Consider the following 24,610-nt stretch of genomic DNA (forward strand, 5'->3'; position numbering starts at 1 on the left):
GAAGGCGGTGTTTCAGAAGATGCATTTTCGGCGATCATACAGGCCCTTCGCGAACAAGTTCGCTCCTACGGCCTACGGCCAGAATCAAAAGCAGACTTAGGTGTAACGTTGAGCGCTCCGCGTGGGCGTGAGCGTGCAGTTCTGGACGCTCTTGAGCGCGCGCAGAGCAATCAGCGCGAAGCGCTTAAGGCCGATTCTGCGCCAGGCTGGCGGGCTGAATTACGCGCTTGGCGTTGAGGTAGGCTCTCTGCCAGTAAGGCTTGTCGAGGCTGTCGAGCTTGACCGTGCCGCCGGTGGCAGGTGCATGCACGAAGCGGCCTTCGCCGACATAGATCCCGGCGTGGGACACCTGAGAACCGCCCGATGTGGCGAAGAACACCAGATCACCTGACTGCAATTGCTCGCGACGAATATTCGGTGCGCCCATCACGATCATCTCGCGCGTGGAACGCGGCAGGGAAATGCCCGCCGCATCACGATAGACATAACCTATAAGACCGCTGCAATCGAAACCGGAGTCAGGCGTGTTGCCGCCCCAGCGATAAGGCGTGCCAACCAGCCCCAACGCACGAAACAGCACGTCTTCGGCAGCCGGAGAGAGAATCTGGGGAGGTGCAGTGACCACCGGACGCTGAACGATCCGGGGCGCTTTGGGCGGAGGCGGCGCACTGGCGCAGGCACCGAGCAACGCAGCAACAGAGATGACTAACAGCCGCAACGCAATCGACATAACCACAACAACCCATCCGGATGCGGCTTACGCTGCCGAGAAGCTCAAAAACGCAGAAAGACCCGAAGGTCTTGTACTGCGCGTTCTATTTATTTACGCCGCTTGGACGCGGTCTTGACTGTAGTCGAAGTCATCGCCGTTGTCTGCGTTACTTCAGGTGTCGATTTTACTGCAACAGTACCTGGGGCCATCGCCAGAGGCCGCTTGGCCTCGATGAAGGTCTTGCTCCAGTAGGCGTCATCGAGGCTGTCGATGCGCACACCGCCGCTGCGGCGACTGCTGGAGTGGATGAACTGCCGATTACCGGCGTAGATCGCTGCGTGGCTGACCTGACCGCGACCGCGGGTACTGAAGAACAGCACATCGCCCGGCTGAAGCTTGTTGCGCGCCACCAGAGGTGCGTTGACGTTGATCATTTCACGCGTGGAACGTGGCAGGCTCATGCCGGCCTCTTCGCGAAACAGATAACCGATGAAGCCGCTGCAATCGAAACCTGAAGAAGTCGACGTGCCGCCGAACTTGTAGCGTGTGCCGATCAGCGACTTGCCACGCTCCAGGATGCTGTCGGCCAGGGCCGGCAGTTGGTAAGACTTGTTATCAGCGAACTGGGACAGTTCGTCTTCGGTAGCGAGCTCGTCCTGCAGGACTGCCGCGTCTGCGCGACGGGCTGCGGACTGGGCGTTGGCATTGATTGCGCTCTGATAGCGTGGAACTGGCTGGGCCTGTTCCTGCTGTGCGACCGGCATATTGGCCGAGCAACCGAAGAGAAATGTAACGAGTGCGAGAGGCACGAGGGGTGCGAAGCGAACAACTTGCATGGGCACAACCGTGGCTGACTAGTTAAGATGGCGAGACTATGCCTTTTATGAAGGTGATTTGCAAATTCAATCGAACTAGATGTGACTTATGAGTTCGGCCATGACATGTGCCGCGCGGTACGGTAAAAAGACGTCCATCTGCGCGCTGTGATCCGTCGGCTGCGGATTGATTTCTGCGGTAAACCCCCCGGAAACCCTGGTGCGAATGACAGGTTCGTGAATGTAGGGGAAGCTTGCGGTGGTGCCGATACTCAGGACCGCGTCATAGCCTTTAGCCAGCTCTTCATGCAGTGTTTCCAGCGCTTTTTCGGGGAGCATTTCCTGAAAAAGAACGACGGACGGTCGCAAAATGCCACTACATGCCGGGCATAAGGGGGGCAAAGGGCGCTGCAAGTGCTCGCTCAATTGAGAATCCTCAGCACCGCAGGATTGGCAAAACAGTGGCGAGAGTTGCCCGTGAATTTCAATCAGGCGCTCCGGCGGACTGCCCGCCGCGCGATGGTAACCGTCGACGTTCTGGGTCAGTACCCAGCACTCGGGTTTGATGCGCTGCAACTGGGCGATGGCGTAATGCGCGACATTCGGCTCGCCACCCAGGCACGCCTTGCCCAGTTCGGCGATGTATTTCCAGCACAGTTCAGGGTCACGACGCAGCATGGGCCCGGACAGGGCCATTTCGATAGGCAGGCCATCGTCGGTCTTGCCATTGTAGAGCCCGCCCACGCCGCGATAGGTCGGCAGCCCCGAATCGGCAGACAGCCCCGCCCCGGTGATCACCAGAATCCGTTGTGCATGGCGCAAGGCAGCCGCCGTCTGCATCAACAGCGCCTGATCTACCACCCGAGGGTCTCTTTAAGGAAGGGAATGGTCAGCTTGCGCTTTTCCTGGAGTGACGCCTGATCGAGGCGCTCGAGCAATTCGAACAACGCGCTCATGCTGCGTGTACCACGCGTCAGGATGAAATGCCCGACATCGTCGGTCAGGTGCAGGCCTCGGCGTGAAGCACGCAGTTGCAAGGCGCGCAGTTTGTCTTCGTCGGACAGCCCGCGCATCTGGAACACCAATGCCATGGTCAGGCGCGATTTCAGGTCGGGAAGCTTTACCGGCAGTTCGCGGGGCGATTTGGACGCGGCAATCAGCAGGCGACGCCCGCTGTCACGCAGACGATTGAACAGATGAAACAGCGCTTCTTCCCAGTCCGGCTTACCGACGATCGCCTGCAGGTCGTCCAGACACACCAGCTCATATTGCTCCAGATGATCGAACAGCTCGATGCCTTCATCTATCACTTCGGCCAGCGGCAGATACACCGCAGGCTCGCCAAGCTGTTCGAAACGCAGGCAGGCAGCCTGCAGCAGGTGCGTGCGCCCTACCCCGTCCTTGCCCCACAGATAGATGAGGCTTTCGGTCCAGCCAGCGTCGGCTTCGCACAGCCGCTCGACATAGCCGAGTGCAGCGGCGTTGGCGCCTGGATAGTAATTGACGAAAGTGGCGTCATCACGCAGACGCACACTCAGGGGCAGCTGAATCGGTTTCATGCTGACTAACGGCTCATGCAAACCGTCAAGGGCCTCTGTGTAAAGAGCGCAAAGTTTATACCCGTGACGCTGGTCGCACAATGCGACAGACCTCAAGCAAAATCAAAGGTTTGCGTCAGGGTGAGTAAAGCGCCGCCCAATACGGGGCGTTTGAAGGGGGGCATGCCCTCAAGGCATGAGCCTCTTCACCGGTCGGCGAAGAGGCTTGCGTCGACCTTACAGCTCCGGATCTTCCGCGCCTGCGTAGATTTCCGAGTCCTTGTACAGATCATGCATGTGGCGCACCAGCACCATGATCACCGCCGCCACCGGCAGGGCCAGCAGAATGCCGGTAAAGCCGAACAGCTCGCCACCTGCGAGAATCGCGAAGATGACCGCGACCGGGTGCAGGCCGATGCGATCACCGACCAGCAATGGCGTCAGCACCATCCCCTCCAGGGCCTGACCGATCATGAACACCGCCACAATCCCCATCATCGGGTACAGGTCACCGCCAAACTGGAACAGCCCGGCCACCAGCGCCGAACCGATACCGATCACGAAACCCATGTAAGGCACGATGGCCGCCAGACCGGCAATGACGCCGATCAGCAGGCCCAGTTCCAGCCCGACCAGCATCAGACCGGCCGCGTAGATCACGCCAAGGCCGACCATCACCAGCAACTGACCGCGTATGAACGCGCCCAATACTTCATGGCACTCGCCCGCCAGCTTGACGATTTGCGCTTCACGCTGACGCGGCAGCAGGCTACGAATCTTGCCGGTCATGATGTCCCAGTCGCGCAGCAGGTAGAAACACACCACGGGAATCAGCACCAGGTTGGTCAGCCAGCCGATCAGCGCAAGGCTGGACGCAGTAGCTTGGGACAGCACGATAGAGACGATGTCCCCGGCCTGGCCCATATGCTCGGAGATGGCTGCCTTGATCTTGTCGAACTTCCAGAACCCGTCTGCCAGCCCGAACTTGGCCTGAACCCACGGCAACGCCGCGTGTTGCAGCCAGTCGAGGATCTGCGGCGCCAGTTCGTAGAGGCGGAACAACTGCTTGGCCAGCATCGGTACCAGAATCAGCAGCAACGCCATCAGCACCAGCGTGAACAGCCCGAAAACGACCACCACGCTCAGGGTTCTGGACAGTCCGGCGCGCTCCAGTCGATCCACCAGCGGATCACCCATATAGGCCAGTAGCAATGCCACCAGAAAGGGAGTGAGGATTGGGTGCAACAGCACCACGAATGCGACCAGCAAGGCCAGGCCGCCGATCCAGAACCAACGCCGCATATCAGTCATCAATATCCCTCAAGCCAATAGAAAAGCGTTCTTGCCGGGTTACCAGCGGAAATAAAGCTGTGGCGCGGACGCCGGAACAATCATCGGTGCGGGCGCAGGTGCCGCAACAGGAGCAGCTCCATTCGCTGGCGCCACCGGCGCAGTTGCATCGACAGGCGCGGCAGGCGGCGTTGCGGTAGCGGCTGCCTCGGCTGCAGGCACTTCCTGCAATTTGGCCAGCGACAACTGCGAGCGTAGCTGATCGGTGCTGCCACTGACCTCAAACACCACTTTATCGCCTTCGACAGAACTCAGACGCACGCCGAACGGTTCGAGTAACTGAAGCAGTTGCGCATAGCGCTCCAGCGTCATGCCCTGAACCTGGATCAGCATGCCGGTCGACGCACCTGGCTTGGCAACGAAGCGCGGCGCCAGACGCTCGCTTACCGAGAGCAGCACCGCATCAGCCAACGCCTCGGAGGTGGCACCGGTTGCGCTGCCCTGTTCGCGCTGATCACCCAGCCACAAGCGCCATTTGCCCTGCCACTGACCGCCATCTTCCCTGGCGTGCACGGCCAGTATCGCGTCAGCGCCATAGCGCTCGGAGGCTTCCTTGAGCGGCGCAGGGTCAGTGCCCTCCAGGGTTTTCGCGTTACCGATACCCTGCTCGCTCAAATCAGCCAGCGGCAGGCGCAGTGGCAGTCCGCGGTGCTGAGCGGCCTGGCGCAAGGGTTCGGCGGCGGCCTGACCGTCGCCGACCAGATTCGAGCCTTCCACCGAGTCATTCAGCCACCAGCCGAGAATCGATGGGCGATTACTGCCCCAGATCGACAGACCCGCATCGTGCAGCGCACGGTCGGTGGTTGCCGGATCGAAGTCGACCAGCAGGGTTTCCGGCGGCCCGGCCTCGTAGCCGAACTGGCTAATGATCTGCTGCGGGTCTTTGCGCAGCGCGGCGATGGCCGAACCCTGCACGGCCTTGGCGTCGCCGGTCAGGCGCAGCACTAGGGTTTCAACGGCGGCCTGCGTGGCCCGCGTGCGTTCATCGGGCGACTGGCCATTGACCGGCTCGCGAACCTGATAAAGGTTGCTGACCGTTTCGGCAAGGCTGGGAAGGCTGATCAGGGACAGACAGCCGATTAGAAGAATTCTGGAAAAACGCATGGACAGTTCCCGAACGGAAAAAAGTAAAAAGAAGCTGTTTCAGCAGGTGTACAGGTCTGGGACAGACGTGAGCCACCCATCATTCAGTTCGCGCATAAAGTACACCTTAAACGTCCAGACTCGCACTGACGGGCCACCTGGTTGAGGTTTATTTGGTGCAACACCGCCCTGTTGTCGGCGCAAGGATGGCCCCTGATGAGCAAGCCTGATAAAATCGCGCGCCTTCGCAGACCGGCAATCGCCATGGCCCCAACATTACCACCGCATGACAGCGCGGTGCTGAACGGGCCCTAACGCAGCGGTCGATACCTCCGAATCCCCCCTAAAGGCCTGGATTTTCTATGAGCAAGCAACCCTCCCTGAGCTATAAAGACGCCGGTGTAGACATCGACGCCGGTGAAGCATTGGTCGAACGCATCAAGAGCGTCGCCAAGCGCACCAAGCGTCCGGAAGTCATGGGCGGCCTGGGAGGCTTCGGCGCCCTCTGCGAAATCCCGGCCGGCTACAAGCAACCGGTTCTGGTTTCCGGCACCGACGGCGTGGGCACCAAGCTGCGTCTGGCGCTGAACCTGAACAAGCACGACACCATCGGCATCGACCTGGTCGCCATGTGCGTCAATGACCTGGTGGTCTGCGGTGCAGAGCCGCTGTTCTTCCTCGATTACTACGCCACCGGCAAACTGAACGTCGACACCGCCGCTCAGGTCGTCACCGGCATCGGCGCCGGCTGCGAACTGGCCGGTTGCTCGCTGGTGGGTGGCGAAACCGCTGAAATGCCGGGCATGTACGAAGGCGAAGACTACGACCTCGCAGGCTTCTGCGTCGGCGTGGTGGAAAAGGCCGAGATCATCGACGGCTCGAAAGTTGCTGCCGGTGACGCCCTGCTCGCGCTGCCATCGTCCGGCCCGCACTCCAACGGTTACTCGCTGATCCGCAAGATCATCGAAGTGGCAGGCGCGGACATCGAGAACATCCAGCTGGACGGCAAACCGCTGACCGAACTGCTGATGGCGCCGACCCGCATCTACGTGAAGCCGTTGCTCAAGCTGATCAAGGAAACCGGCGCAGTCAAGGCCATGGCCCACATCACCGGTGGCGGCCTGCTCGACAACATTCCACGCGTACTGCCTGAAGGCGCTCAGGCCGTTGTCGACGTCGCCAGCTGGCAGCGTCCGGCGGTGTTCGACTGGCTGCAGCAGCAAGGCAACGTTGCGGAAAACGAGATGCACCGCGTGCTGAACTGCGGCGTGGGCATGGTGATCTGCGTCGCTCAGGAGCACGTTGAAGCGGCACTCAAGGTGCTGCGTGAAGCGGGCGAGCAGCCTTGGGTGATCGGCCAGATCGCCACCGCTGCCGAAGGCGCAGCACAGGTCGAGCTGAAAAACCTCAAGGCGCATTGATGCCAGCCATCTGCGACGTCGTGGTGCTGCTGTCCGGCACCGGCGGCAACCTGCAAGCGATGATCGACAGCTTCAAGGACGAGGCCAGCCCCGTCCGCATCCGCGCGGTGATATCCAACCGCGCAGATGCGTTCGGCCTGCAACGCGCCCGAGACGCAGGCATCGAAACCTGCGTACTGGATCACACCGCGTACGAAGGCCGTGAGGCTTTCGATGCAGCGCTGATCGAACGGATCGACACCTTCCAGCCACAGTTGGTCGTACTGGCCGGGTTCATGCGCATTCTCAGCGCAGGGTTCGTTCGCCACTATCACGGCCGTCTACTAAATATTCACCCTTCCCTGCTGCCGCGTTACAAAGGCTTGCACACGCACAAGCGTGCGCTGGAAGCCGGCGACACCGAGCATGGCTGCAGCGTGCATTTTGTTACCGAGGAACTCGATGGCGGCCCACTGGTCGTACAGGCAGTTATTTCGGTACAGTTGCACGACACGCCCGCAACGCTCGCGCAACGGGTCCATGTTCAAGAGCACCGTATTTACCCACTGGCCATTCGCTGGTTTGCCGAAGGCCGACTGAGCCTTGGTGAACAAGGTGCGTTACTCGATAGCCAGTTACTCCCGGCCAGCGGCCATCTGATTCGACATTAGGAGATACTATGCGTCGCGCTCTGCTCTTCGCTTTCGCTCTGCTCGCATTGCCTGCCGTACAGGCCGCAGACCTTCAACCCTTCTCCGCCAGCTACACCGCCGACTGGAAACAGCTGCCTATGAGCGGTACGGCTGAACGCAGCCTGGAAGCCGGCGCCAACGGCACCTGGACCTTGAGCTTCAAGGCCTCGATGATGATCGCCAGCCTGACTGAAGTCAGCACACTGAAGGTCGACAAGGACACCCTGCTGCCGCAGACCTACAGCTTCGAGCGCAGTGGCCTGGGCAAATCCAAGAAGGTCGATCTGGCGTTTGACTGGAACACCAAGTTCGTCACCGGCACCGACCGTGGCGATGCGATCAAGCTGCCGCTCAACCGTGGCATCCTCGACAAGTCCACCTATCAGTTGGCGTTGCAACATGACATCGCTGAGGGCAAGAAGAGCATGAGCTATCAGGTTGTCGACGGTGATGAAGTGGACACCTACGACTTCCGCGTGCTGGGTTCGGAAAAAGTCACCACCAAGACAGGCCAGGTCGATGCGATCAAGGTCGAGCGCGTGCGCGACCCGACGCAAAGCAAGCGCACCACCGTGCTGTGGTTCGCCAAGGACTGGGATTACCTGCTGGTCCGCCTGCAACAGGTCGAAACCGACGGCAAGGAATACAACATCGTCTTGCTGGACGGCACCGTCAACGGCAAGGCCGTCAAAGGCAGCTGATTGCCCTGACCACCCGCACCACAGAGCCCCGCTTTTCAGCGGGGTTTTTTATTAGCTGAAGGCATGCGACGCAGAGCGCCGCACGATAGTCGCGCCGGCACCGGCCCCTTCGTGAGCAAGCTCACTCCCACGCCCTTCGGGCAGAAGCGCAGAGCATCGGGCACGATAGTTGAGGTTATCGTTCCGCACGCTCTGCGTGGGAATGCAGTTCGCGACGCTCTGCGTCGCAAAGAGGACGCGGAGCGTCTGGAACGGCGTATCCAGGCGCGTTCGGACGAGCCGACAGCGCACCCGAAGCACATGAAACATCCTTCATTTTGCCACCACTGCGCTGTAAGCCTCGTCAAGCAAGGGCTGCAGAAGATCGATCAATTTCTGACCAGCGGGGAACCTGAACAGGCTATTTACTTAGGCAGCTAACAAATCCTATAAAAGAGTCCTGCGACACATCGCCGCAGTATCCAGAGGCCTAACCATCGAGGCCATCAAAGTCAGGAGCTTACTACTATGACTGTCAGAGTTACTGAACGCGACGACGCCCACCTCTCTCACGAAGCCGTTGCCGACGGCATCCAGATCTGGGATGTGCACCAACAGGACCAACTTGTCGGCATGTTCCACGTTGAGTCCGATGCCCTTCGCTATAAGGAAGAGCTGGAAGCACTGGAAAGCCAGGGCAACCACTGAACAATTCCAAGAACAGAAAAAGACAAAACCCGCTGAATGCGGGTTTTGTTTTGACAACTCAATGACAGCGCCGTGGGCTTACCACATCAGATCGTCAGGCACCTGATACGCCGCGTACGGGTCGTCTGCATCCGGCGCTTCGGTCGGGGTGTTCAGCAGCACAATACGGCGCGGGTCACGCTCCTGGATCTTCAGCGCAGCCTCACGCGGAATGATCTCGTAACCGCCACCGTGGTGAACGATGGCCAGTGAACCGCTGCTGAGCTTGTTGCGCACCATGGCGTTGACCGGGATGCGCTTGACCTTCTTGTCGTCAACGAAGTTGTAGTAATCCTCGGTGATCAGCTTGGGCAGGCGCGACACTTCGATCAGTTGCTTGACCTGAGCAGTACGGGCCTTCTGCTCGACCTTCTCCTGCTGCTGACGGTTCAGCTCCTGATCACGCTTGGCCTTCTCGGCCATGGCCTCCTGGGCCGCACGCTTTTGCGAGTCATCGGCCTGCGCCTGACCCTTATGCACCAGACGCTGCTCTTTCTGCTTTTCTTTGCCGACCTGCTTGGCCTGCTTTTGGTTGACCAGACCTGCCTTGAGCAACTGATCGCGAAGGGAAAGGCTCATTGTCTACTCACTTATACCGTTACCGCACACTCAGCCGCAGCCGGGTGTGCTTTTTTCCTGACGTTTGGCTTCGCCCCACAACGCGTCCATTTCTTCGAGCGAGCACGCTTCGATAGGACGCTGCAGGTGGCGCAAAGCCTGTTCAATGAATCGGAAGCGTCTGTCGAACTTGCTATTGGCCGAGCGTAGCGCAGTTTCCGGGTCGACCTTAAGATGTCGGGCCAGGTTGACGACGCTGAACAGCAGGTCGCCGACTTCCTCGGCAATGCCCTCGGCGTCATTGTCGACCATGGCTTCGAGAATTTCATCGAGTTCTTCACGCACCTTGTCGACCACCGGCAATGCCGCAGGCCAGTCAAAACCCACCTGCGCCGCACGCTTCTGCAGTTTGGCCGCACGACTCAACGCCGGCAAGGCCCGGGGCACGTCGTCGAGCAGCGACAACTGCTCGGGAACGCCAGCCTTTTCGGCACGCTCCTCGGCCTTGATTTCGTCCCAGCGAAGGTTGACCTGCTCGTCGGTCAGGCGCGGCGTTTCTGCCGGCGCGTACAGCTCGCCGGTCGGAAACACGTGCGGATGGCGACGCAGCAACTTGCGGGTAATACCGTCGATCACATCGTCGAATTCAAACCGGCCTTCCTCTTTGGCCAACTGCGCATAGAAGACCACCTGAAACAGCAGGTCTCCCAACTCGCCTTGCAGATGGTCGAGGTCGCCCTGTTCAATGGCATCGGCCACTTCATAGGCTTCTTCCAGCGTGTGCGGCACGATGCTGGCGTAGGTCTGCTTCAGGTCCCACGGGCAGCCGAACTGCGGATCACGCAGCCGGGCCATGAGGTGCAGCAGGTCTTGAACTGTGTACATAGGCTTCCTTCGGTCGCAGCGGTTTAGCTTCAAGCTTCAAGCTGCAAGCTGGAAGCCACCGCAATCCGCTTTAGCTTGCAGCTTGAAACTTGCAGCTTATAGCTGCCCCTAGGGCGTCCTGTTCCTGCGCGTTTCAATGATGTTCGGTAACTGGGAAATACGCCCCAGCAACCGCCCCAACGCGTCCAGACCCGGAATCTCGATGGTCAGGGACATAAGCGCTGTGTTGTCTTCCTTGTTCGAACGGGTGTTGACCGCCAGCACGTTGATCCGCTCGTTGAGCAGCACCTGGGTGACATCCCGCAGCAAGCCGGAACGGTCGTAGGCGCGGATGATGATGTCCACCGGATAGGTGAGCACCGGCACCGGTCCCCAGCTGACCTGAATGATCCGCTCGGGCTCGCGACCGCCCAGCTGCAGCACCGAAGCGCAATCCTGACGGTGAATGCTGACGCCACGACCCTGGGTGATATAACCGACGATGGCATCGCCCGGCAGCGGCTGGCAGCAGCCGGCCATCTGCGTCATCAGGTTGCCGACGCCCTGAATCTGAATATCGCCACGCTTGCCGGGCTTGTAGCCGGTGGCCTTGCGCGGGATCAGCTCCAGTTGTTCATTGACGCGATCAGGCTCGACCTGCTGCTGAGCCAGATTGACCAGTTGCGCCAGACGCAGATCGCCTGCGCCCAAGGCCGCGAACATGTCATCGGCAGTCTTGTGATTGGCCTTGTCCGCGAGCTTGTCGAAATCGACCTGTGGCAACGCCAGGCGCGCCAGTTCGCGTTCGATCAGGGTTCTGCCGGCAGCGACGTTCTGGTCGCGGGCCTGCAATTTGAACCAGTGAACAATCTTGGCCCGCGCCCGTGAGGTGGTGATGTACCCCAGGTTCGAGTTCAGCCAGTCGCGGCTCGGCGTACCGTGCTTGCTGGTGATGATTTCGACCTGCTCGCCGGTCTGCAGGCTGTAGTTGAGCGGTACGATTCGACCATTGATCTTCGCACCCCGGCAGTTGTGGCCGATTTCGGTGTGCACCCGATAGGCGAAGTCCAGTGGTGTCGCGCCCTTGGGCAGGTCGATGGCGTGGCCGTCCGGGGTGAAGACGTAGACGCGGTCAGGCTCGATATCGACCCGCAGCTGATCGGCCAGACCGCCGATGTCGCCCAGCTCTTCATGCCATTCGAGCACCTGACGCAGCCAGGAAATCTTCTCTTCATAATGATTGGAGCCGGATTTGACGTCGGTGCCTTTATAGCGCCAGTGCGCACACACGCCCAGCTCGGCCTCTTCATGCATGGCGTGGGTGCGGATCTGCACTTCCAGCACCTTGCCTTCCGGCCCGATCACGGCGGTGTGCAGCGAGCGATAGCCGTTTTCCTTGGGGTTGGCGATGTAGTCGTCGAACTCTTTGGGAATATGCCGCCACAAGGTATGCACGATACCCAGCGCGGTGTAGCAATCGCGCATTTCCGGGACCAGCACACGCAGCGCACGCACGTCATAGATCTGGCTGAACGCCAGGCCCTTGCGCTGCATTTTGCGCCAGATGGAATAGATATGCTTGGCACGCCCGCTGATGTCAGCGGTCACGCCGGTGGCCTGCAGTTCGTTGTCGAGCTGGGACATGACGTCGCTGATAAAGCGCTCGCGGTCCAGCCTGCGCTCATGCAGCAGCTTGGCGATCTGCTTGTATTGATCAGGCTCCAGGTAGCGGAAGGACAGGTCCTCCAGCTCCCACTTGATGTGACCGATGCCCAGGCGGTGGGCCAGCGGAGCATAGATGTCGAAGACTTCGCGGGCCACACGGTTGCGTTTTTCGTCGTCGGCGTTCTTTACCGCACGAATCGCGCAGGTACGTTCGGCCAGCTTGATCAGTGCAACACGAACGTCGTCGACCATCGCCACCAGCATCTTGCGCAGGTTTTCGACCTGCGCCTGACTGCCGAGCACCAATGACTGACGAGGGCTGAGACTGGCGCTGATCGCGGCCATGCGCAGCACGCCGTCGATCAGCTTGGCGACCGTTGCGCCAAAGCGCTGCTCGACTTCAGGCAGCGCAATGAGACCTTCACGCACGCCACGGTAAATGACCGCGGCGACCAGCGAGTCCTGATCCAGCTTGAGGTCAGCCAGGATCTCCGCGATTTCCAGACCGGTCTGGAAACTGGAGGTGCCCTCTGCCCAATGATTCTTGTGGGCCTTGTCGGTCTGCTCGGCTTCCCGGGCAAATTCACAGGCCTTTTTCATGACTTCCCGGTCCAGGACCAGGTCGACGCTGACAATATGATCGAGCCACGCGTCGAGATTGATACTGCCGTCTGTGTTTATCGGCTGGTTCGCTCTCACCTGTACCATGCTGCTTACCTTCCCTACGGCGCGATGAATAGCGCCATCAGTCGCCAGCCTTCTGAGCGAATGCCACTTGCCGGGCAAGCAAGGACCGGCATTCGCGGGCCAGTCGGATTAAATGAGATTCCTTGTCAGCAACGACCTCGTTCCAGTGAACGCTGCTCACTTACTCATTTCAAATAAAGCCATCGCCTCGACATGCGCCGTCTGCGGAAACATATCGAGGATTCCGGCACGTTTTAACCGGTAGCCCTGACGGATCAGTTCGACCGCGTCACGAGCCAAAGTTGCCGGATTACATGAAACATAGAGCAGTCGCCGGGCCCCCGTCTTTCTGATCTGACGGACCACTTCAAAGGCCCCGTCACGCGGTGGGTCCAAGAGTACCGCAGAAAACCCTTCTGCCGCCCAGTCGGCATGTGCCAGCGGCTGCGAAAGATCCGCCTGAAAAAACTGCACATTGTGCAGATCATTACTCATTGCGTTGACGGCTGCACGCTCGACCATGGTCGCAACGCCTTCAACCGCCACCACTTCCTTGGCCAGACCCGCCAGCGGCAAGGCGAAATTGCCCAGACCACAGAACAGGTCCATGACACGTTCGTCTTTTGCAGGCGCCAGCCATTGCATAGCCTGCTCGATCATCGCGGTGTTGACCGCCGCGTTGACCTGAATGAAATCTCCCGGTCGCCAGGCCAAGTGCAGGTTCCACGGCTCCAGCCGGTAGCCCAGCGTATCGCCAGGGCTGGCCGGTTGGGGCTCGCCTTCGCCGTGCAGCCACAGCTGCGCGCCATGCCTGGAGCAAAACGCTTGCAACAGCGCCAGATCGGCCTCGGCAAGCGGCGCGGTGTGGCGCAACAACACGGCAGTCGCCACACCACTGAACAGCTCGACATGACCCAGCGCCTGCGGCTTGCTGAAACTTTTCAGCATGCCAGGCAGCTCATTCATGATGGGTTGCAAGGCCTGTACCAGCACCGGACAGTGTTCGATGCTGACGATGTCCTGGCTGGCGGCTGCGCGAAACCCCACCTCCAGCCTTTTGGCCTTGGCATCCCAGCGAACCGCGACCCGCGCGCGTCGGCGATAGGCCAGCTCGGCACCGCTCAAAGGTGCCGCCCAATCATCCGGCACGACATTCGCCACGCGCAGCAACTGCTCGGCGAGCATGCGCTGTTTCAGGGCAAGCTGTTCTTCGTGGGGCACATGCTGAACACTGCAGCCGCCACAGCGACCGAAATACTCACAGGCCGGAGCGCGACGCATGGCGCTGGCGGTGAAGACCCGCTCGGTGCGCGCCTCGACGACCTTGCCGCGCGCATTGAGCACGCGCGCCTCGACCTCTTCGCCTGCCAGACTGCCGGCGACAAACCAGGTTTTGCCCTCGAGAAAGGCGATACCTCGACCGTCGTCGGACAGCCGCTCGATGGTGAGCCGCTGCTTTTTACCAGTAGGAATCTGTACGGTTTTAACGCCGCCCGCAGGCTGAAAGCGCAAACCTCTTTCATGCTTGGCCATCAGTTGGGCGAATCATAGACGCCGGTCGACAGGTAACGGTCGCCTCGGTCACAGATGATCGCCACAATCACGGCGTTTTCGACTTCCTGGGAAATACGCAACGCCCCGGCGACCGAACCACCGGACGACACGCCACAGAAGATGCCTTCTTCGCGGGCCAGTCGACGCATGGTGTCTTCGGCTTCGGTCTGGCCCATGTCGATGATGCGGTCGACACGGTCCGACTGATAGATTTTCGGCAGGTATTCGTACGGCCAGCGGCGAATACCGGGGATCGAGGCGCCCTCCATCGGTTGCAGGCCGACGATCTGCACGTCCGGATTCTGCTCCTTGAGGTAGCGCGAGGTGCCCATGATGGTGCCAGTGGTGCCCATCGAACTGACGAAATGGGTCACGGTACCGCCCGTCTGCCGCCAGATTTCCGGACCGGTGGAGGTGTAATGCGCTTCAGGATTGTCGCCATTGGCAAACTGATCGAGCACTTTGCCGCGCCCTTCGGCCTGCATGCGCTCGGCCAGATCGCGAGCACCTTCCATGCCCTGGTCCTTGCTGACAGAAATCAGCTCGGCACCATAGGCGGTCATCGCGGCCTTGCGTTCGGCACTGGAGTTGTCCGGCATGATCAGAATCATCCGGTAGCCCTTGATCGCCGCGGCCATGGCCAGCGCGATCCCGGTATTGCCGGAGGTGGCTTCGATCAGTGTGTCACCCGGATGGATCTGGCCGCGCAACTCGGCGCGGGTGATCATCGACAAGGCCGGGCGGTCTTTTACCGAGCCAGCGGGGTTGTTACCTTCGAGTTTCAACAGGAGGGTATTGCTGGTGTTACCCGCCATGCGTTGCAGACGCACCAGCGGGGTGTTGCCGACGCAATCGGCAATGGTTTGATACTGCAGGGTCATGGCGTCTTCGCAATCCAGACTGCGGGGGGTGCCTATCATAACGGCAAACGGCCAAAGCCCATATCACGCAAAGTGCGCTGCTTATTCCCAAAAAGAATAAACGCTGATTTTTTCCACTGCCGCCCCGCCCTGCACAGAGAGTAAGGTGCCCATGCCGATGGTAAATGGCTAAACTCATTCCCTTGTGCCGATACAGCAAGGCAGCCGATGCCTGATATCGACGGACTGATACATGTTGCCGGAGGAAGAGCGTGCTGACCAAGCTGGGTATAAAAGGCCGTGTGCTGCTACTGACTATTTTGCCTGCCAGCCTGATGGCGGCGACGCTCGGTGGTTATTTCACCTGGATGCAGTTGAGCGAACTGCAAAGCCAACTGCTGCAACGCGGCGAAATGATCGCCCAGGATCTGGCGCCGCTTGCCGCCAATGCCCTGGGGCGCAAGGATAAAGTGCTGCTCAGTCGCATTGCCACCCAGACGCTGGAGCAGGCCGACGTGCGCGCCGTGTCGTTTCTCGACACCGATCGAACGGTATTGGCCCACGCCGGGCCGACCATGATCAGCCCGTCGCCGATTGGCAGCGCCTCGCAGTTGCTCAGTTCCACCGGCACCGACGCCACGCGCTACCTGCTGCCGGTATTCGGCAGTCAACGCCATCTGACCAGCCCGATCATCCCTGCCGAAGCCGATACCCTGCTGGGCTGGGTCGAGCTTGAAATCTCCCATAACGGCACGCTGCTGCGCGGTTACCGAAGCCTGTTTGCCAGCCTGCTGCTGATCCTGACCGGGCTGGCGTTTACCGCGACCCTCGCGGTACGCATGAGCCGCACCATCAACGGGCCGATGAGCCAGATCAAGCAGGCGGTTTCGCAACTCAAGGACGGCAATCTGGAAACCCGCCTGCCACCGCTGGGCAGCCGGGAGCTGGACGAGCTGGCGTCGGGCATCAACCGCATGGCGGCGACGCTACAGAACGCGCAGGAAGAACTGCAACTGAGCATCGATCAGGCAACCGAGGATGTGCGACAGAATCTGGAGACCATCGAAATCCAGAACATCGAACTCGATCTGGCACGCAAGGAAGCGCTTGAAGCAAGCCGGATCAAGTCCGAATTCCTGGCCAACATGAGCCATGAAATTCGCACGCCGCTGAATGGCATTCTGGGCTTCACCCATTTGCTGCAAAAAAGCGAGCTGACCCCCCGCCAGTTCGACTATCTGGGCACCATCGAAAAGTCCGCAGACAACCTGTTGAGCATCATCAACGAGATTCTCGACTTCTCGAAGATCGAGGCCGGCAAGCTGGTGCTCGACAATATTCCGTTCAACCTGCGCGATCTGTTGCAGGACACCTTGACCATCCTCGCCCCGGCGGCGCACGCCAAACAGCTGGAGCTGGTCAGTCTGGTGTACCGCGATACGCCACTGGCGCTGTCCGGTGATCCGCTGCGTCTGCGGCAGATCCTGACCAATCTGGTCAGCAACGCGATCAAATTCACCCGCGAAGGCACGATCGTCGCGCGCGCCATGCTCGAGGACGAAACCGAAGAGCACGCGCAGCTGCGCATCAGCGTGCAGGACACCGGGATCGGCCTGTCCAGCCAGGATGTCCGAGCACTGTTCCAGGCCTTCAGCCAGGCCGACAATTCTCTTTCGCGTCAACCGGGCGGTACCGGGCTGGGTCTGGTGATCTCCAAACGCCTGATCGAGCAGATGGGCGGCGAAATCGGTGTCGACAGCACGCCGGGCGAAGGTTCGGAATTCTGGATCAGCCTGAAACTGCCCAAGGCCCGTGAAGACAAGGAAGAATCACTCAATATTCCGCTCGGAGGCCTGCGCGCCGCAGTACTTGAACATCATGACCTGGCGCGTCAGGCGCTGGAGCATCAGCTGGAAGACTGCGGCCTGCAGACCATCGTGTTCAATAATCTGGAAAACCTGCTCAACGGCGTGACCGCAGCGCACGAAACGCCAGCAGCCATCGATCTGGCGGTACTTGGCGTGACGGCGTTGGAAATCTCTCCGGAACGGCTGCGCCAGCACATCTGGGACCTGGAAAACCTCAACTGCAAGGTCATGGTGCTGTGCCCGACCACCGAGCACGCGCTGTTCCAGCTGGCGGTCCACGATGTCTACACGCAACTGCAGGCCAAGCCCGCATGCACCCGCAAACTGCAAAAAGCCCTGTCCGAGCTGATCGCGCCGCGAGCGGTGCGTACCGATATCGGCCCGCCACTGTCGAGCCGCGCACCGCGAGTGCTGTGCGTGGACGACAACCCGGCCAACCTGCTACTGGTACAGACCCTGCTCGAAGACATGGGCGCTGAAGTGGTCGCTGTCGAGGGCGGTTACGCGGCGGTCAATGCGGTACAGCAAGAAGCGTTCGATCTGGTGTTGATGGACGTGCAGATGCCCGGCATGGACGGCCGGCAGGCCACCGAGGCGATCCGCGCCTGGGAAGCCGAACGCAACCAGAGTTCGCTGCCGATCGTAGCCCTCACCGCGCATGCGATGGCCAATGAAAAGCGCTCACTGCTGCAAAGCGGTATGGACGACTACCTGACCAAGCCGATCAGCGAACGGCAACTGGCGCAGGTGGTGCTCAAGTGGACCGGGCTGGCGCTGCGCAACCCTGCGCCGGAACGCCAGAATGAAGCGCTTGAGGTGCATGTCGGGCCACTGGTGCTGGATCATGAAGAAGGGTTGCGCCTGGCGGCAGGCAAGGCGGATCTTGCCGCCGACATGCTGGCCATGCTGCTGGCTTCCCTGGATGCCGACCGCGAGGCCATTCGTGCGGCGCGTGCCAGCCAGGATGTGCACGCGTTGATCGAACGCATCCACCGTCTGCACGGCGCAACGCGGTATTGCGGCGTTCCTCAACTGCGCAGTGCCTGCCAGCGCGCCGAAACCCTGCTCAAGCAAGACGCTCCGCACACCGAAGAGGCCCTGAACGATCTGGACAAGGCCATCATTCGCCTGGAAGCCGAGGCGCGGGTCATGGCTTGAGCGTGCGGCGGGACACCTTTCGTGCCTGACGCTCCAGCGTGGGCGGAGCATGTTAGGATGCGCGCAATTTTGGAGGACCCATGGTCGAACACGATTTTCGCTACAGCATGCTTAACCCTCAGCACACGCTGACCGAATGCCGCACTCTGGCGCCCGGTCGCTATCAGGTCACCGGCAACGGCGGCTCGATTCACGACAACGACCAGTTGTTGGTGACCATCAAAGGCAGTAAAAGCCTGCACATGCGCCTCACCGTCGAGAAAGTCCGGCACCTGATCAACCCGCCCGGCCAGTGGATTGCGGTGGCCAAAGGCCCGGTATTCGACGAGTTGGCAATTCATCAGTGGAAAGTGAATTGCGACAGCTGCGCCGCCGAACTGAACTTCGAGTTCATGGTAGAGAGCAAGCTGGGCGTCAAGGCGCAGAAACCGGCCGCTACCGCGCGCATCGCGGAGCTGGGCTGGAAAACCGATGGCGAGAAGCACTTCTGCAAGAAGTGTCAGGAGAAAGCGGCATGAAACAGTTTGCGCTCCTGAGCCTGATCGGCGGCGCGCTGCTGGTTGGTTGTACTGCTGACCCGCTGCCGATCCAGCAGGATCACAGCTATGTAACCGAGTGGATCGGCGAGCGTCCGCTGATTGATAACAGTCGCTTGACCATGACGCTGGGTGCCGATGGCCGTGCGTATGGCAATGCGGGCTGCAACCATTGGTTTGCGCCCTATACGCTGAACGATCACAGCATCAGTTTCGGTCCGCTGGGCAAGACGCGCAAGATGTGCGCGCCGGCGCTGATGGAGCAGGAGCAGCGTTTTATCAAGGCGATGAGCAGTGTTCAGCGCTGGGATATCTCGCCCATCGAGCAGTTGCGTCTGTGGCCAACGCAGGGCAAGCCGTTGCGTTTCTGGCTGGAAGATAGCTGATTGTAACTATCGTGCCGAAGCTCAGCGTAACTTGCGACGCAGAGCGTCTAGAACTGCATTCCCACGCTGGAGCGCAGGGAACGATCACTATCGTGCGACGCTCCGCGTCGCATGCCGTTCTGGACGCTCCGCGTCCTCGTTGCTACGCCAAGCGTCGAAAATCGATCCGATCAGCCCTCGCCGCGCAGTGTCTTGAGCTTCTGGATCACGGTCGCGGCTGATTGTTCGCCGAGCAGTTGTTCGCGCATCTTGCCCTTGTCGTCGATGATGTAGGTCACCGGCAGTGCCTCGGAGGGCGGCAGGCTGTATTGCTCGGCCGGGTCCTGGGCGAGCACGGTGAATTTGATGCCCAGTGCATTGGCAGCGCTTTTCAGTTCGTCGCCCTGCAGGTTGTCGAAGTTGACCCCCAGCACGGTGACTTTCTGGTCCTTGAGCTGCTCGGACAATGCATTGAACTCCGGAACCTCGGTGCGGCAAGGGCCACACCATTCGGCCCAGTAGTTGACCACTAGCCAGTGCCCCTTGATGCGCTCGCTGGCGACCTTCTGGCCATTCTGATCATTGCCCAGGTCCACGCCACATCCGCTGAGCAGCAAACTGCCGAAAAGTATTACCGCTGCTGTTAATCGCCTTGCCATTTGCTTGTTTCCTCGCCCCGTTCAACCTGCAATTACTTATACCCAAGCCACGACTATTGACCATTCGATATGTCGGACAGTGCCATCGCTGGTTAGAATACGCCACCCCACACAAGATGCGACGTGCAAATGACCGATCTGACGCTGTATCACAACCCGCGCTGCAGCAAGTCCCGCGGCGCGCTGGAACTGCTTCAGGCCCGCGGCCTGACGCCGGACATCGTCCTGTACCTGGAAACCCCGCCCGACGCCGACCGTGTGCGCGACCTGCTCGGCAAGCTGGGCATCGGTGCCCGGCAACTGCTGCGTACCGGCGAGGACGATTACAAGCAACTCAATCTGGCCGACCCGAGCCTGAGCGACGAGCAACTGATCGCCGCCATGGCCGCTCACCCCAAACTCATCGAACGGCCGATTCTGGTCGCTGGCGACAAGGCTGTCATTGGCCGCCCACCCGAGAACATTCTGGAGCTGCTGCCGTGAGCACACCCTACATTCTGGTCCTCTATTACAGCCGCAACGGCTCCACCAGCGAAATGGCCCGGCAGGTTGCCCGCGGCATTGAACTGGGCGGCATGGAAGCGCGGCTGCGCACCGTACCTGCCGTTTCCGCCGACTGCGAAGCGACCGCCCCCGAGATTCCGGAAAGCGGCGCGCTGTACGCGACCCTCGATGACCTGAAAAACTGCTCCGGCCTGGCGCTGGGCAGCCCGACGCGCTTCGGCAACATGGCCGCGCCGCTGAAATACTTCCTCGACGGCACCAGCAACCTGTGGCTGACCGGCGCTTTGGTCGGTAAACCCGCCGGCGTCTTTACCTCCACCGCCAGCCTGCACGGTGGTCAGGAAACCACGCTGATGTCGATGCTGCTGCCCCTGCTGCATCACGGCATGCTGATCATGGGCCTGCCCTACAGCGAATCGGCGCTGCTGGAAACCACCGGCGGTGGCACGCCCTACGGTCCCAGCCATCACGCCGGTGCCGATGGCAAGCGCGCGCTGGACCGTCATGAAACCGACCTGTGCCGCGCCTTGGGCCAGCGTCTGGCCAGGACCGCGGTGCAACTGGACGCGCCGCGCAGCTGAATCGGCAGAGCGCCGGATGCTTTCAGTTAAATCGTAAACTTGCAGGGCAAGGGTCGGTCTGAACCCTTGTCCTGCCTGTTGAATTTCTTTGGAGAACCGATGCACGACTACAAATGGCTGAACGAGTATTGCCTGAATCGATTCGGCTCTGCCAAAGCTCTGGAAGCTCATCTACCCTCCCCCAAAACACCCAGGCAACTGCAAGCCATCAGCGCCGACCGCTACCTGTCGACCATGGCCCTGCGGGTTTTCCGCGCAGGCCTGAAACACAGCCTGGTAGACGCCAAGTGGCCAGCGTTCGAAGAAGTGTTTTTTCGCTTCGACCCGGAGAAAGTCGTGCTGATGGGCGCCGATCACCTAGAACGGCTGATGCAGGATGCGCGCATCATTCGTCATTTGGGCAAGCTCAAGAGCGTGCCGCGCAATGCGCAACTGATTCTGGACATCGAGCAGGAGCATGGCAGTTTCGGCAAGTTCATCGCCGAGTGGCCGGTCGATAACATCACTGGCCTGTGGCAGTACATCGCCAAACACGGCAACCAGATGGGCGGCCTGTCAGCGCCGCGCTTTCTGCGCATGATCGGCAAGGACACCTTCATTCCGACCTGGGATGTGGTTGCCGCCCTGAACGCGCAGGATATCGTCGACCGTGTGCCGAGCAGCAAACGCGATCAGGCGATCGTGCAGGACGTCTTCAACCAGTGGCACGCAGAAAGCGGTCGGCCGATGTGCCAGCTGTCAGCCATGCTGGCGTTCACCGTCAACCACTGAGTGCCGTCAGATATTGACCACATTGACGAACCGCGACGCAGCGGTTTCGTCGATGCGCAAGTTGCTGAAGTCGAACAGGTTGCGGTCGGCCAGCTGCGAGGGCTGCACGTTCTGCAAGGCGCGGAAAATGCTCTCCGTCCGGCCAGGCGTCTTGCGCTCCCAGTCCTGCAGCATCTCCTTGACCACCTGACGTTGCAGGTTTTCCTGCGAACCGCACAGGTTGCACGGGATGATCGGAAACTGCTTTAGGTCCGAGTAGGCCTGAATGTCCTTTTCATGGCAGTACGCCAACGGACGAATCACCACGTTACGGCCATCATCGGCACGCAGCTTGGGCGGCATGGCCTTGAGCGAGCCATTGAAGAACATGTTGAGAAAGAATGTCTCGACGATGTCGTCGCGGTGGTGCCCGAGCGCCATCTTGGTGGCACCGATCTCGTCAGCGAAGGTGTACAGCGTGCCGCGACGCAGCCGTGAACACAGCGAGCAGGTGGTCTTGCCTTCGGGGACCAGTTCCTTGACCACTGAATACGTGTCTTTCTCGACGATGTGGTACTCGATACCCAGCTCTTTGAGGTAGGCAGGCAGCACGTGCTCGGGAAAGCCGGGCTGCTTCTGGTCCATGTTGACCGCCACGATGTCGAACTTGATCGGCGCGACCTTCTGCAGGTGCATCAGCACGTCGAGCATGGTGTAACTGTCCTTGCCGCCGGACAGGCAGACCATGACCTTGTCACCCTCTTCGATCATGTTGAAGTCGGCAACCGCTTCGCCGGCCAGCCGACGCAGACGTTTCTGCAATTTGTTCTGATTGACTGAAAGGGTGCCCATTTATGGAAATATCCGCTGACGATAGCTTGAGAAAAGCCGGACATTTTACCCGTAACCGACCATTCGTTAAATATGCTGCGCCCGTGCTGTTCAGACAGGCGACCACGCTGGATCAAAAATGACCACCGGGCGGCTGGCGTGTTTAGAGCTTAGCCACATTGCGGCATACTTGGCGCACTGGAGAACCCTAAAGCATGCCCGAACAACTTAATTCACGCGTCGAAACCTGTTACCAACAAGCCGAAGCCTTCTTCAAGCGCACCTTCAAACGCCCGGTGGTCAGTTTCCAGTTGCGCGGTCAGAAGGCCGGTGTCGCTCATCTGCATGAAAACCTGTTGCGCTTCAACCCGCAGCTCTACAAGGAAAACGCCGAAGACTTCCTGCGCCAGACCGTACCCCACGAAGTCGCGCACCTGATCGCCCATCAGTTGTTCGGTGGCAGCATTCAGCCGCACGGCGAAGAATGGCAATTGATCATGCGCGGCGTCTATGAACTGCCGCCCAATCGTTGCCACACCTATGCGGTCAAGCGGCGTAGCGTGATCCGTTACATCTACCGCTGCCCGTGCCCGGACAGCGACTTTCCGTTCACCGCGCAGCGTCACGGCATGGTTCGCAAGGGGCGGCGCTACCTATGCCGTCGCTGCCGCGAGCCCCTGGTGTTCAGCGGCGAGACGCGCACGGAATAATCCTCTGGCAAACTGCAGGCATAAAAAAACCCATCCGAAGATGGGTTTTTTATGGCCTGAGGGTTATCAGACGGTCTTGGTGGTGTTCACCGCAGCGGCCGGAGTCGGGCCTTCGGCAACGCCGAGGTCGTCTTCAGGGCGGGTTTCCAGAATGGCGGAGCCACCGGAAGTCAGCTCGGACTGCAGCTTGTCGGTGTCCAGCTCGCCGACCCACTTGGCAACCACAACGGTAGCAACAGCGTTACCGACCAGGTTGGTCAGGGCGCGGGCTTCGGACATGAAGCGGTCGATACCCAGAATCAGCGCCAGACCGGCAACCGGCAGATGGCCTACAGCCGACAGGGTCGCAGCCAGTACGATGAAGCCGCTACCGGTTACGCCAGCAGCACCTTTGGACGACAGCAGCAGCACCAGCAACAAGGTGATCTGGTGCGTGATGTCCATGTGCGTGTTGGTTGCCTGAGCGATGAACACGGCGGCCATGGTCAGGTAGATCGAGGTACCGTCCAGGTTGAACGAGTAGCCCGTCGGGATAACCAGACCGACCACAGACTTCTTGGCACCCAGGCGCTCCATCTTGATCAGCATGCGCGGCAGGGCCGATTCCGAAGAAGAAGTACCCAGTACGATCAACAGCTCTTCACGGATGTAGCGAATCAGCTTGAAGATGCTGAAGCCGTGAGCGCGGGCGATAGCGCCCAGCACAAACACGACGAACAGAACGCAGGTGATGTAGAAGCAGATCATCAACTGACCCAACTGCACCAGCGAGCTCACGCCATAGGCACCGATGGTGAAGGCCATGGCACCGAACGCACCCAGCGGGGCCAGCTTCATGATCATGTTGATGATGTTGAACATCACATGGGCGAAGCGATCGATGAAGTCCAGAACCGGCTTGCCGTAGGCACCCAGGCGATGCAGCGCGAAGCCGAAGATCACCGAGAACATCAGCACTTGCAGGATATCGCCGTTGGCAAACGCGCCGACGATGGTGTTCGGAATCACGTTAAGGATAAAGCCGACGATGCTCTGGTCCTGACCGGCCGTGACGTAGGCGGCGATCTTCGAAGCGTCGAGCGTGCTGACGTCGATGTTCATGCCGACACCCGGCTGAACCACGTTGACCACGATCAGACCGATCAGCAGGGCGATGGTCGAAACGATCTCGAAGTACAGCAGCGCGTAGCCGCCAGTCTTGCCGACCGACTTCATGCTCTGCATGCCAGCGATACCACTGACGACGGTACAGAATATGATCGGGGCAATCACCATCTTGATCAGTTTGATGAACCCGTCACCCAGCGGTTTTAACGCTTTGCCGGTGTCCGGGTAGAAGTGACCGATCAGGATACCGATGACAATCGCTACGATTACCTGAAAATAGAGGGATTTGTAGATGGGCTGACGAGTCGTCATTGCAGTTTTCCTCAAGGGCGTCGT

25 protein-coding genes are annotated in these 24,610 nt (G+C 60.2%); 11 read left to right on the plus strand and 14 right to left on the minus strand.

Annotation, left to right across the window (positions count from 1 at the left end; genetic code table 11):
• Positions 1 to 184: 184 nt before the first annotated feature.
• From JOE39_RS12345 to JOE39_RS12370, 6 genes are all read right to left on the minus strand, one after another.
• Entirely contained in the window at positions 185 to 730 is a 546-nt protein-coding gene (locus JOE39_RS12345) for a C40 family peptidase (RefSeq protein WP_003404277.1), read from the minus strand.
• Between the two features lie 89 nt (positions 731 to 819).
• Positions 820 to 1,548: a C40 family peptidase gene (locus JOE39_RS12350; protein ID WP_004416752.1), complete on the minus strand. Its 729-nt coding sequence runs from the start codon at positions 1,546 to 1,548 to the stop codon at positions 820 to 822.
• Between the two features lie 75 nt (positions 1,549 to 1,623).
• On the minus strand, positions 1,624 to 2,388 hold the full coding sequence (locus JOE39_RS12355) for an NAD-dependent deacylase (protein WP_024692408.1): 765 nt from the start codon (positions 2,386 to 2,388) through the stop codon (positions 1,624 to 1,626).
• Complete coding sequence (hda, locus tag JOE39_RS12360; RefSeq protein WP_003369632.1) at positions 2,382 to 3,086, minus strand: DnaA regulatory inactivator Hda; 705 nt, start codon at positions 3,084 to 3,086, stop codon at positions 2,382 to 2,384. The genes JOE39_RS12355 and hda overlap by 7 nt, the downstream gene beginning before the upstream one ends.
• A 216-nt stretch (positions 3,087 to 3,302) precedes the next feature.
• The gene (locus tag JOE39_RS12365; protein ID WP_210077313.1) at positions 3,303 to 4,376 is read right to left on the minus strand and encodes an AI-2E family transporter; all 1,074 of its coding nucleotides are present in this window, start codon (positions 4,374 to 4,376) and stop codon (positions 3,303 to 3,305) included.
• Positions 4,377 to 4,415: 39 nt separating this feature from the next.
• Positions 4,416 to 5,519, minus strand: coding sequence for a DUF2066 domain-containing protein (locus tag JOE39_RS12370; RefSeq protein ID WP_122233805.1), 1,104 nt, complete (start codon positions 5,517 to 5,519; stop codon positions 4,416 to 4,418).
• 341 nt (positions 5,520 to 5,860) lie between these two features.
• Between JOE39_RS12370 and purM the strand changes: the two genes are divergently transcribed.
• From purM to JOE39_RS12390, 4 genes are all read left to right on the plus strand, one after another.
• A complete protein-coding gene (gene purM, locus JOE39_RS12375) occupies positions 5,861 to 6,919 on the plus strand; it encodes a phosphoribosylformylglycinamidine cyclo-ligase (RefSeq protein WP_003344863.1) in 1,059 nt (352 codons plus the stop codon).
• Positions 6,919 to 7,569, plus strand: a complete 651-nt coding sequence (gene purN / locus JOE39_RS12380; protein WP_096116455.1) for a phosphoribosylglycinamide formyltransferase — start codon at positions 6,919 to 6,921, stop codon at positions 7,567 to 7,569. The genes purM and purN overlap by 1 nt, the downstream gene beginning before the upstream one ends.
• Before the next feature lie 8 nt (positions 7,570 to 7,577).
• Positions 7,578 to 8,291, plus strand: coding sequence for a DUF3108 domain-containing protein (locus JOE39_RS12385; protein WP_003305121.1), 714 nt, complete (start codon positions 7,578 to 7,580; stop codon positions 8,289 to 8,291).
• Between the two features lie 507 nt (positions 8,292 to 8,798).
• A complete protein-coding gene (locus JOE39_RS12390; RefSeq protein ID WP_002554613.1) occupies positions 8,799 to 8,978 on the plus strand; it encodes a hypothetical protein in 180 nt (59 codons plus the stop codon).
• Between the two features lie 78 nt (positions 8,979 to 9,056).
• Here the strand turns inward: JOE39_RS12390 and JOE39_RS12395 are convergent, their stop codons facing one another.
• The 5 genes from JOE39_RS12395 to cysM all read right to left on the minus strand — a co-directional run bounded on the left by JOE39_RS12395 (position 9,057) and on the right by cysM (position 15,226).
• Positions 9,057 to 9,596: a DUF2058 domain-containing protein gene (locus JOE39_RS12395; RefSeq protein ID WP_003314606.1), complete on the minus strand. Its 540-nt coding sequence runs from the start codon at positions 9,594 to 9,596 to the stop codon at positions 9,057 to 9,059.
• A gap of 30 nt (positions 9,597 to 9,626) precedes the next feature.
• Complete coding sequence (gene mazG / locus JOE39_RS12400) at positions 9,627 to 10,460, minus strand: nucleoside triphosphate pyrophosphohydrolase (RefSeq protein WP_116817318.1); 834 nt, start codon at positions 10,458 to 10,460, stop codon at positions 9,627 to 9,629.
• Positions 10,461 to 10,568: 108 nt separating this feature from the next.
• Positions 10,569 to 12,812 (minus strand): GTP diphosphokinase, encoded by a 2,244-nt coding sequence (gene relA / locus JOE39_RS12405; protein ID WP_004416742.1) that lies wholly within the window; start codon positions 12,810 to 12,812, stop codon positions 10,569 to 10,571.
• 156 nt (positions 12,813 to 12,968) lie between these two features.
• The gene (gene rlmD / locus JOE39_RS12410) at positions 12,969 to 14,324 is read right to left on the minus strand and encodes a 23S rRNA (uracil(1939)-C(5))-methyltransferase RlmD (RefSeq protein WP_032661144.1); all 1,356 of its coding nucleotides are present in this window, start codon (positions 14,322 to 14,324) and stop codon (positions 12,969 to 12,971) included.
• Positions 14,324 to 15,226 (minus strand): cysteine synthase CysM, encoded by a 903-nt coding sequence (gene cysM / locus JOE39_RS12415; RefSeq protein ID WP_003393723.1) that lies wholly within the window; start codon positions 15,224 to 15,226, stop codon positions 14,324 to 14,326. The genes rlmD and cysM overlap by 1 nt, the downstream gene beginning before the upstream one ends.
• A gap of 251 nt (positions 15,227 to 15,477) precedes the next feature.
• On the opposite strand from cysM, the gene JOE39_RS12420 reads away from it, so the two are divergent.
• The 3 genes from JOE39_RS12420 (at position 15,478) to JOE39_RS12430 (ending at position 19,153) form a co-directional block, all read left to right on the plus strand.
• Positions 15,478 to 18,231 carry a response regulator gene (locus JOE39_RS12420; RefSeq protein ID WP_024649972.1) on the plus strand — a complete coding sequence of 918 codons (2,754 nt, stop codon included), beginning with the start codon at positions 15,478 to 15,480 and terminating at the stop codon, positions 18,229 to 18,231.
• An 80-nt stretch (positions 18,232 to 18,311) separates the two neighbouring features.
• Complete coding sequence (locus tag JOE39_RS12425; protein ID WP_003314595.1) at positions 18,312 to 18,749, plus strand: hypothetical protein; 438 nt, start codon at positions 18,312 to 18,314, stop codon at positions 18,747 to 18,749.
• Positions 18,746 to 19,153, plus strand: a complete 408-nt coding sequence (locus tag JOE39_RS12430; RefSeq protein ID WP_046266894.1) for an META domain-containing protein — start codon at positions 18,746 to 18,748, stop codon at positions 19,151 to 19,153. Before JOE39_RS12425 ends, JOE39_RS12430 begins: the two co-directional genes overlap by 4 nt.
• A gap of 170 nt (positions 19,154 to 19,323) precedes the next feature.
• On the opposite strand, the gene JOE39_RS12435 is transcribed toward JOE39_RS12430, so the two are convergent.
• The gene (locus JOE39_RS12435) at positions 19,324 to 19,791 is read right to left on the minus strand and encodes a TlpA disulfide reductase family protein (protein WP_004416738.1); all 468 of its coding nucleotides are present in this window, start codon (positions 19,789 to 19,791) and stop codon (positions 19,324 to 19,326) included.
• 129 nt (positions 19,792 to 19,920) lie between these two features.
• Here JOE39_RS12435 and arsC point away from each other — a divergent pair, with 129 nt between their 5' ends.
• From arsC to JOE39_RS12450, 3 genes are all read left to right on the plus strand, one after another.
• A complete protein-coding gene (arsC, locus tag JOE39_RS12440; RefSeq protein WP_003314592.1) occupies positions 19,921 to 20,274 on the plus strand; it encodes an arsenate reductase (glutaredoxin) in 354 nt (117 codons plus the stop codon).
• Positions 20,271 to 20,876, plus strand: a complete 606-nt coding sequence (gene wrbA / locus JOE39_RS12445; RefSeq protein WP_003418197.1) for an NAD(P)H:quinone oxidoreductase — start codon at positions 20,271 to 20,273, stop codon at positions 20,874 to 20,876. The genes arsC and wrbA overlap by 4 nt, the downstream gene beginning before the upstream one ends.
• 99 nt (positions 20,877 to 20,975) lie before the next feature.
• Positions 20,976 to 21,647, plus strand: coding sequence for a DNA-3-methyladenine glycosylase I (locus JOE39_RS12450; protein ID WP_003314590.1), 672 nt, complete (start codon positions 20,976 to 20,978; stop codon positions 21,645 to 21,647).
• A 6-nt stretch (positions 21,648 to 21,653) separates the two neighbouring features.
• Here JOE39_RS12450 and ttcA read toward each other — a convergent pair whose 3' ends face one another.
• A complete protein-coding gene (gene ttcA, locus JOE39_RS12455) occupies positions 21,654 to 22,478 on the minus strand; it encodes a tRNA 2-thiocytidine(32) synthetase TtcA (protein ID WP_003344844.1) in 825 nt (274 codons plus the stop codon).
• Between the two features lie 194 nt (positions 22,479 to 22,672).
• Here ttcA and JOE39_RS12460 point away from each other — a divergent pair, with 194 nt between their 5' ends.
• Complete coding sequence (locus JOE39_RS12460) at positions 22,673 to 23,167, plus strand: SprT family zinc-dependent metalloprotease (RefSeq protein ID WP_003314586.1); 495 nt, start codon at positions 22,673 to 22,675, stop codon at positions 23,165 to 23,167.
• Between the two features lie 66 nt (positions 23,168 to 23,233).
• Here the strand turns inward: JOE39_RS12460 and JOE39_RS12465 are convergent, their stop codons facing one another.
• A complete protein-coding gene (locus JOE39_RS12465; RefSeq protein ID WP_010437384.1) occupies positions 23,234 to 24,586 on the minus strand; it encodes a dicarboxylate/amino acid:cation symporter in 1,353 nt (450 codons plus the stop codon).
• Positions 24,587 to 24,610: the final 24 nt, after the last annotated feature.

It is taken from the genome of Pseudomonas sp. PvP100 (genome assembly GCF_017833055.1).
Lineage (GTDB): Bacteria > Pseudomonadota > Gammaproteobacteria > Pseudomonadales > Pseudomonadaceae > Aquipseudomonas > Aquipseudomonas syringae.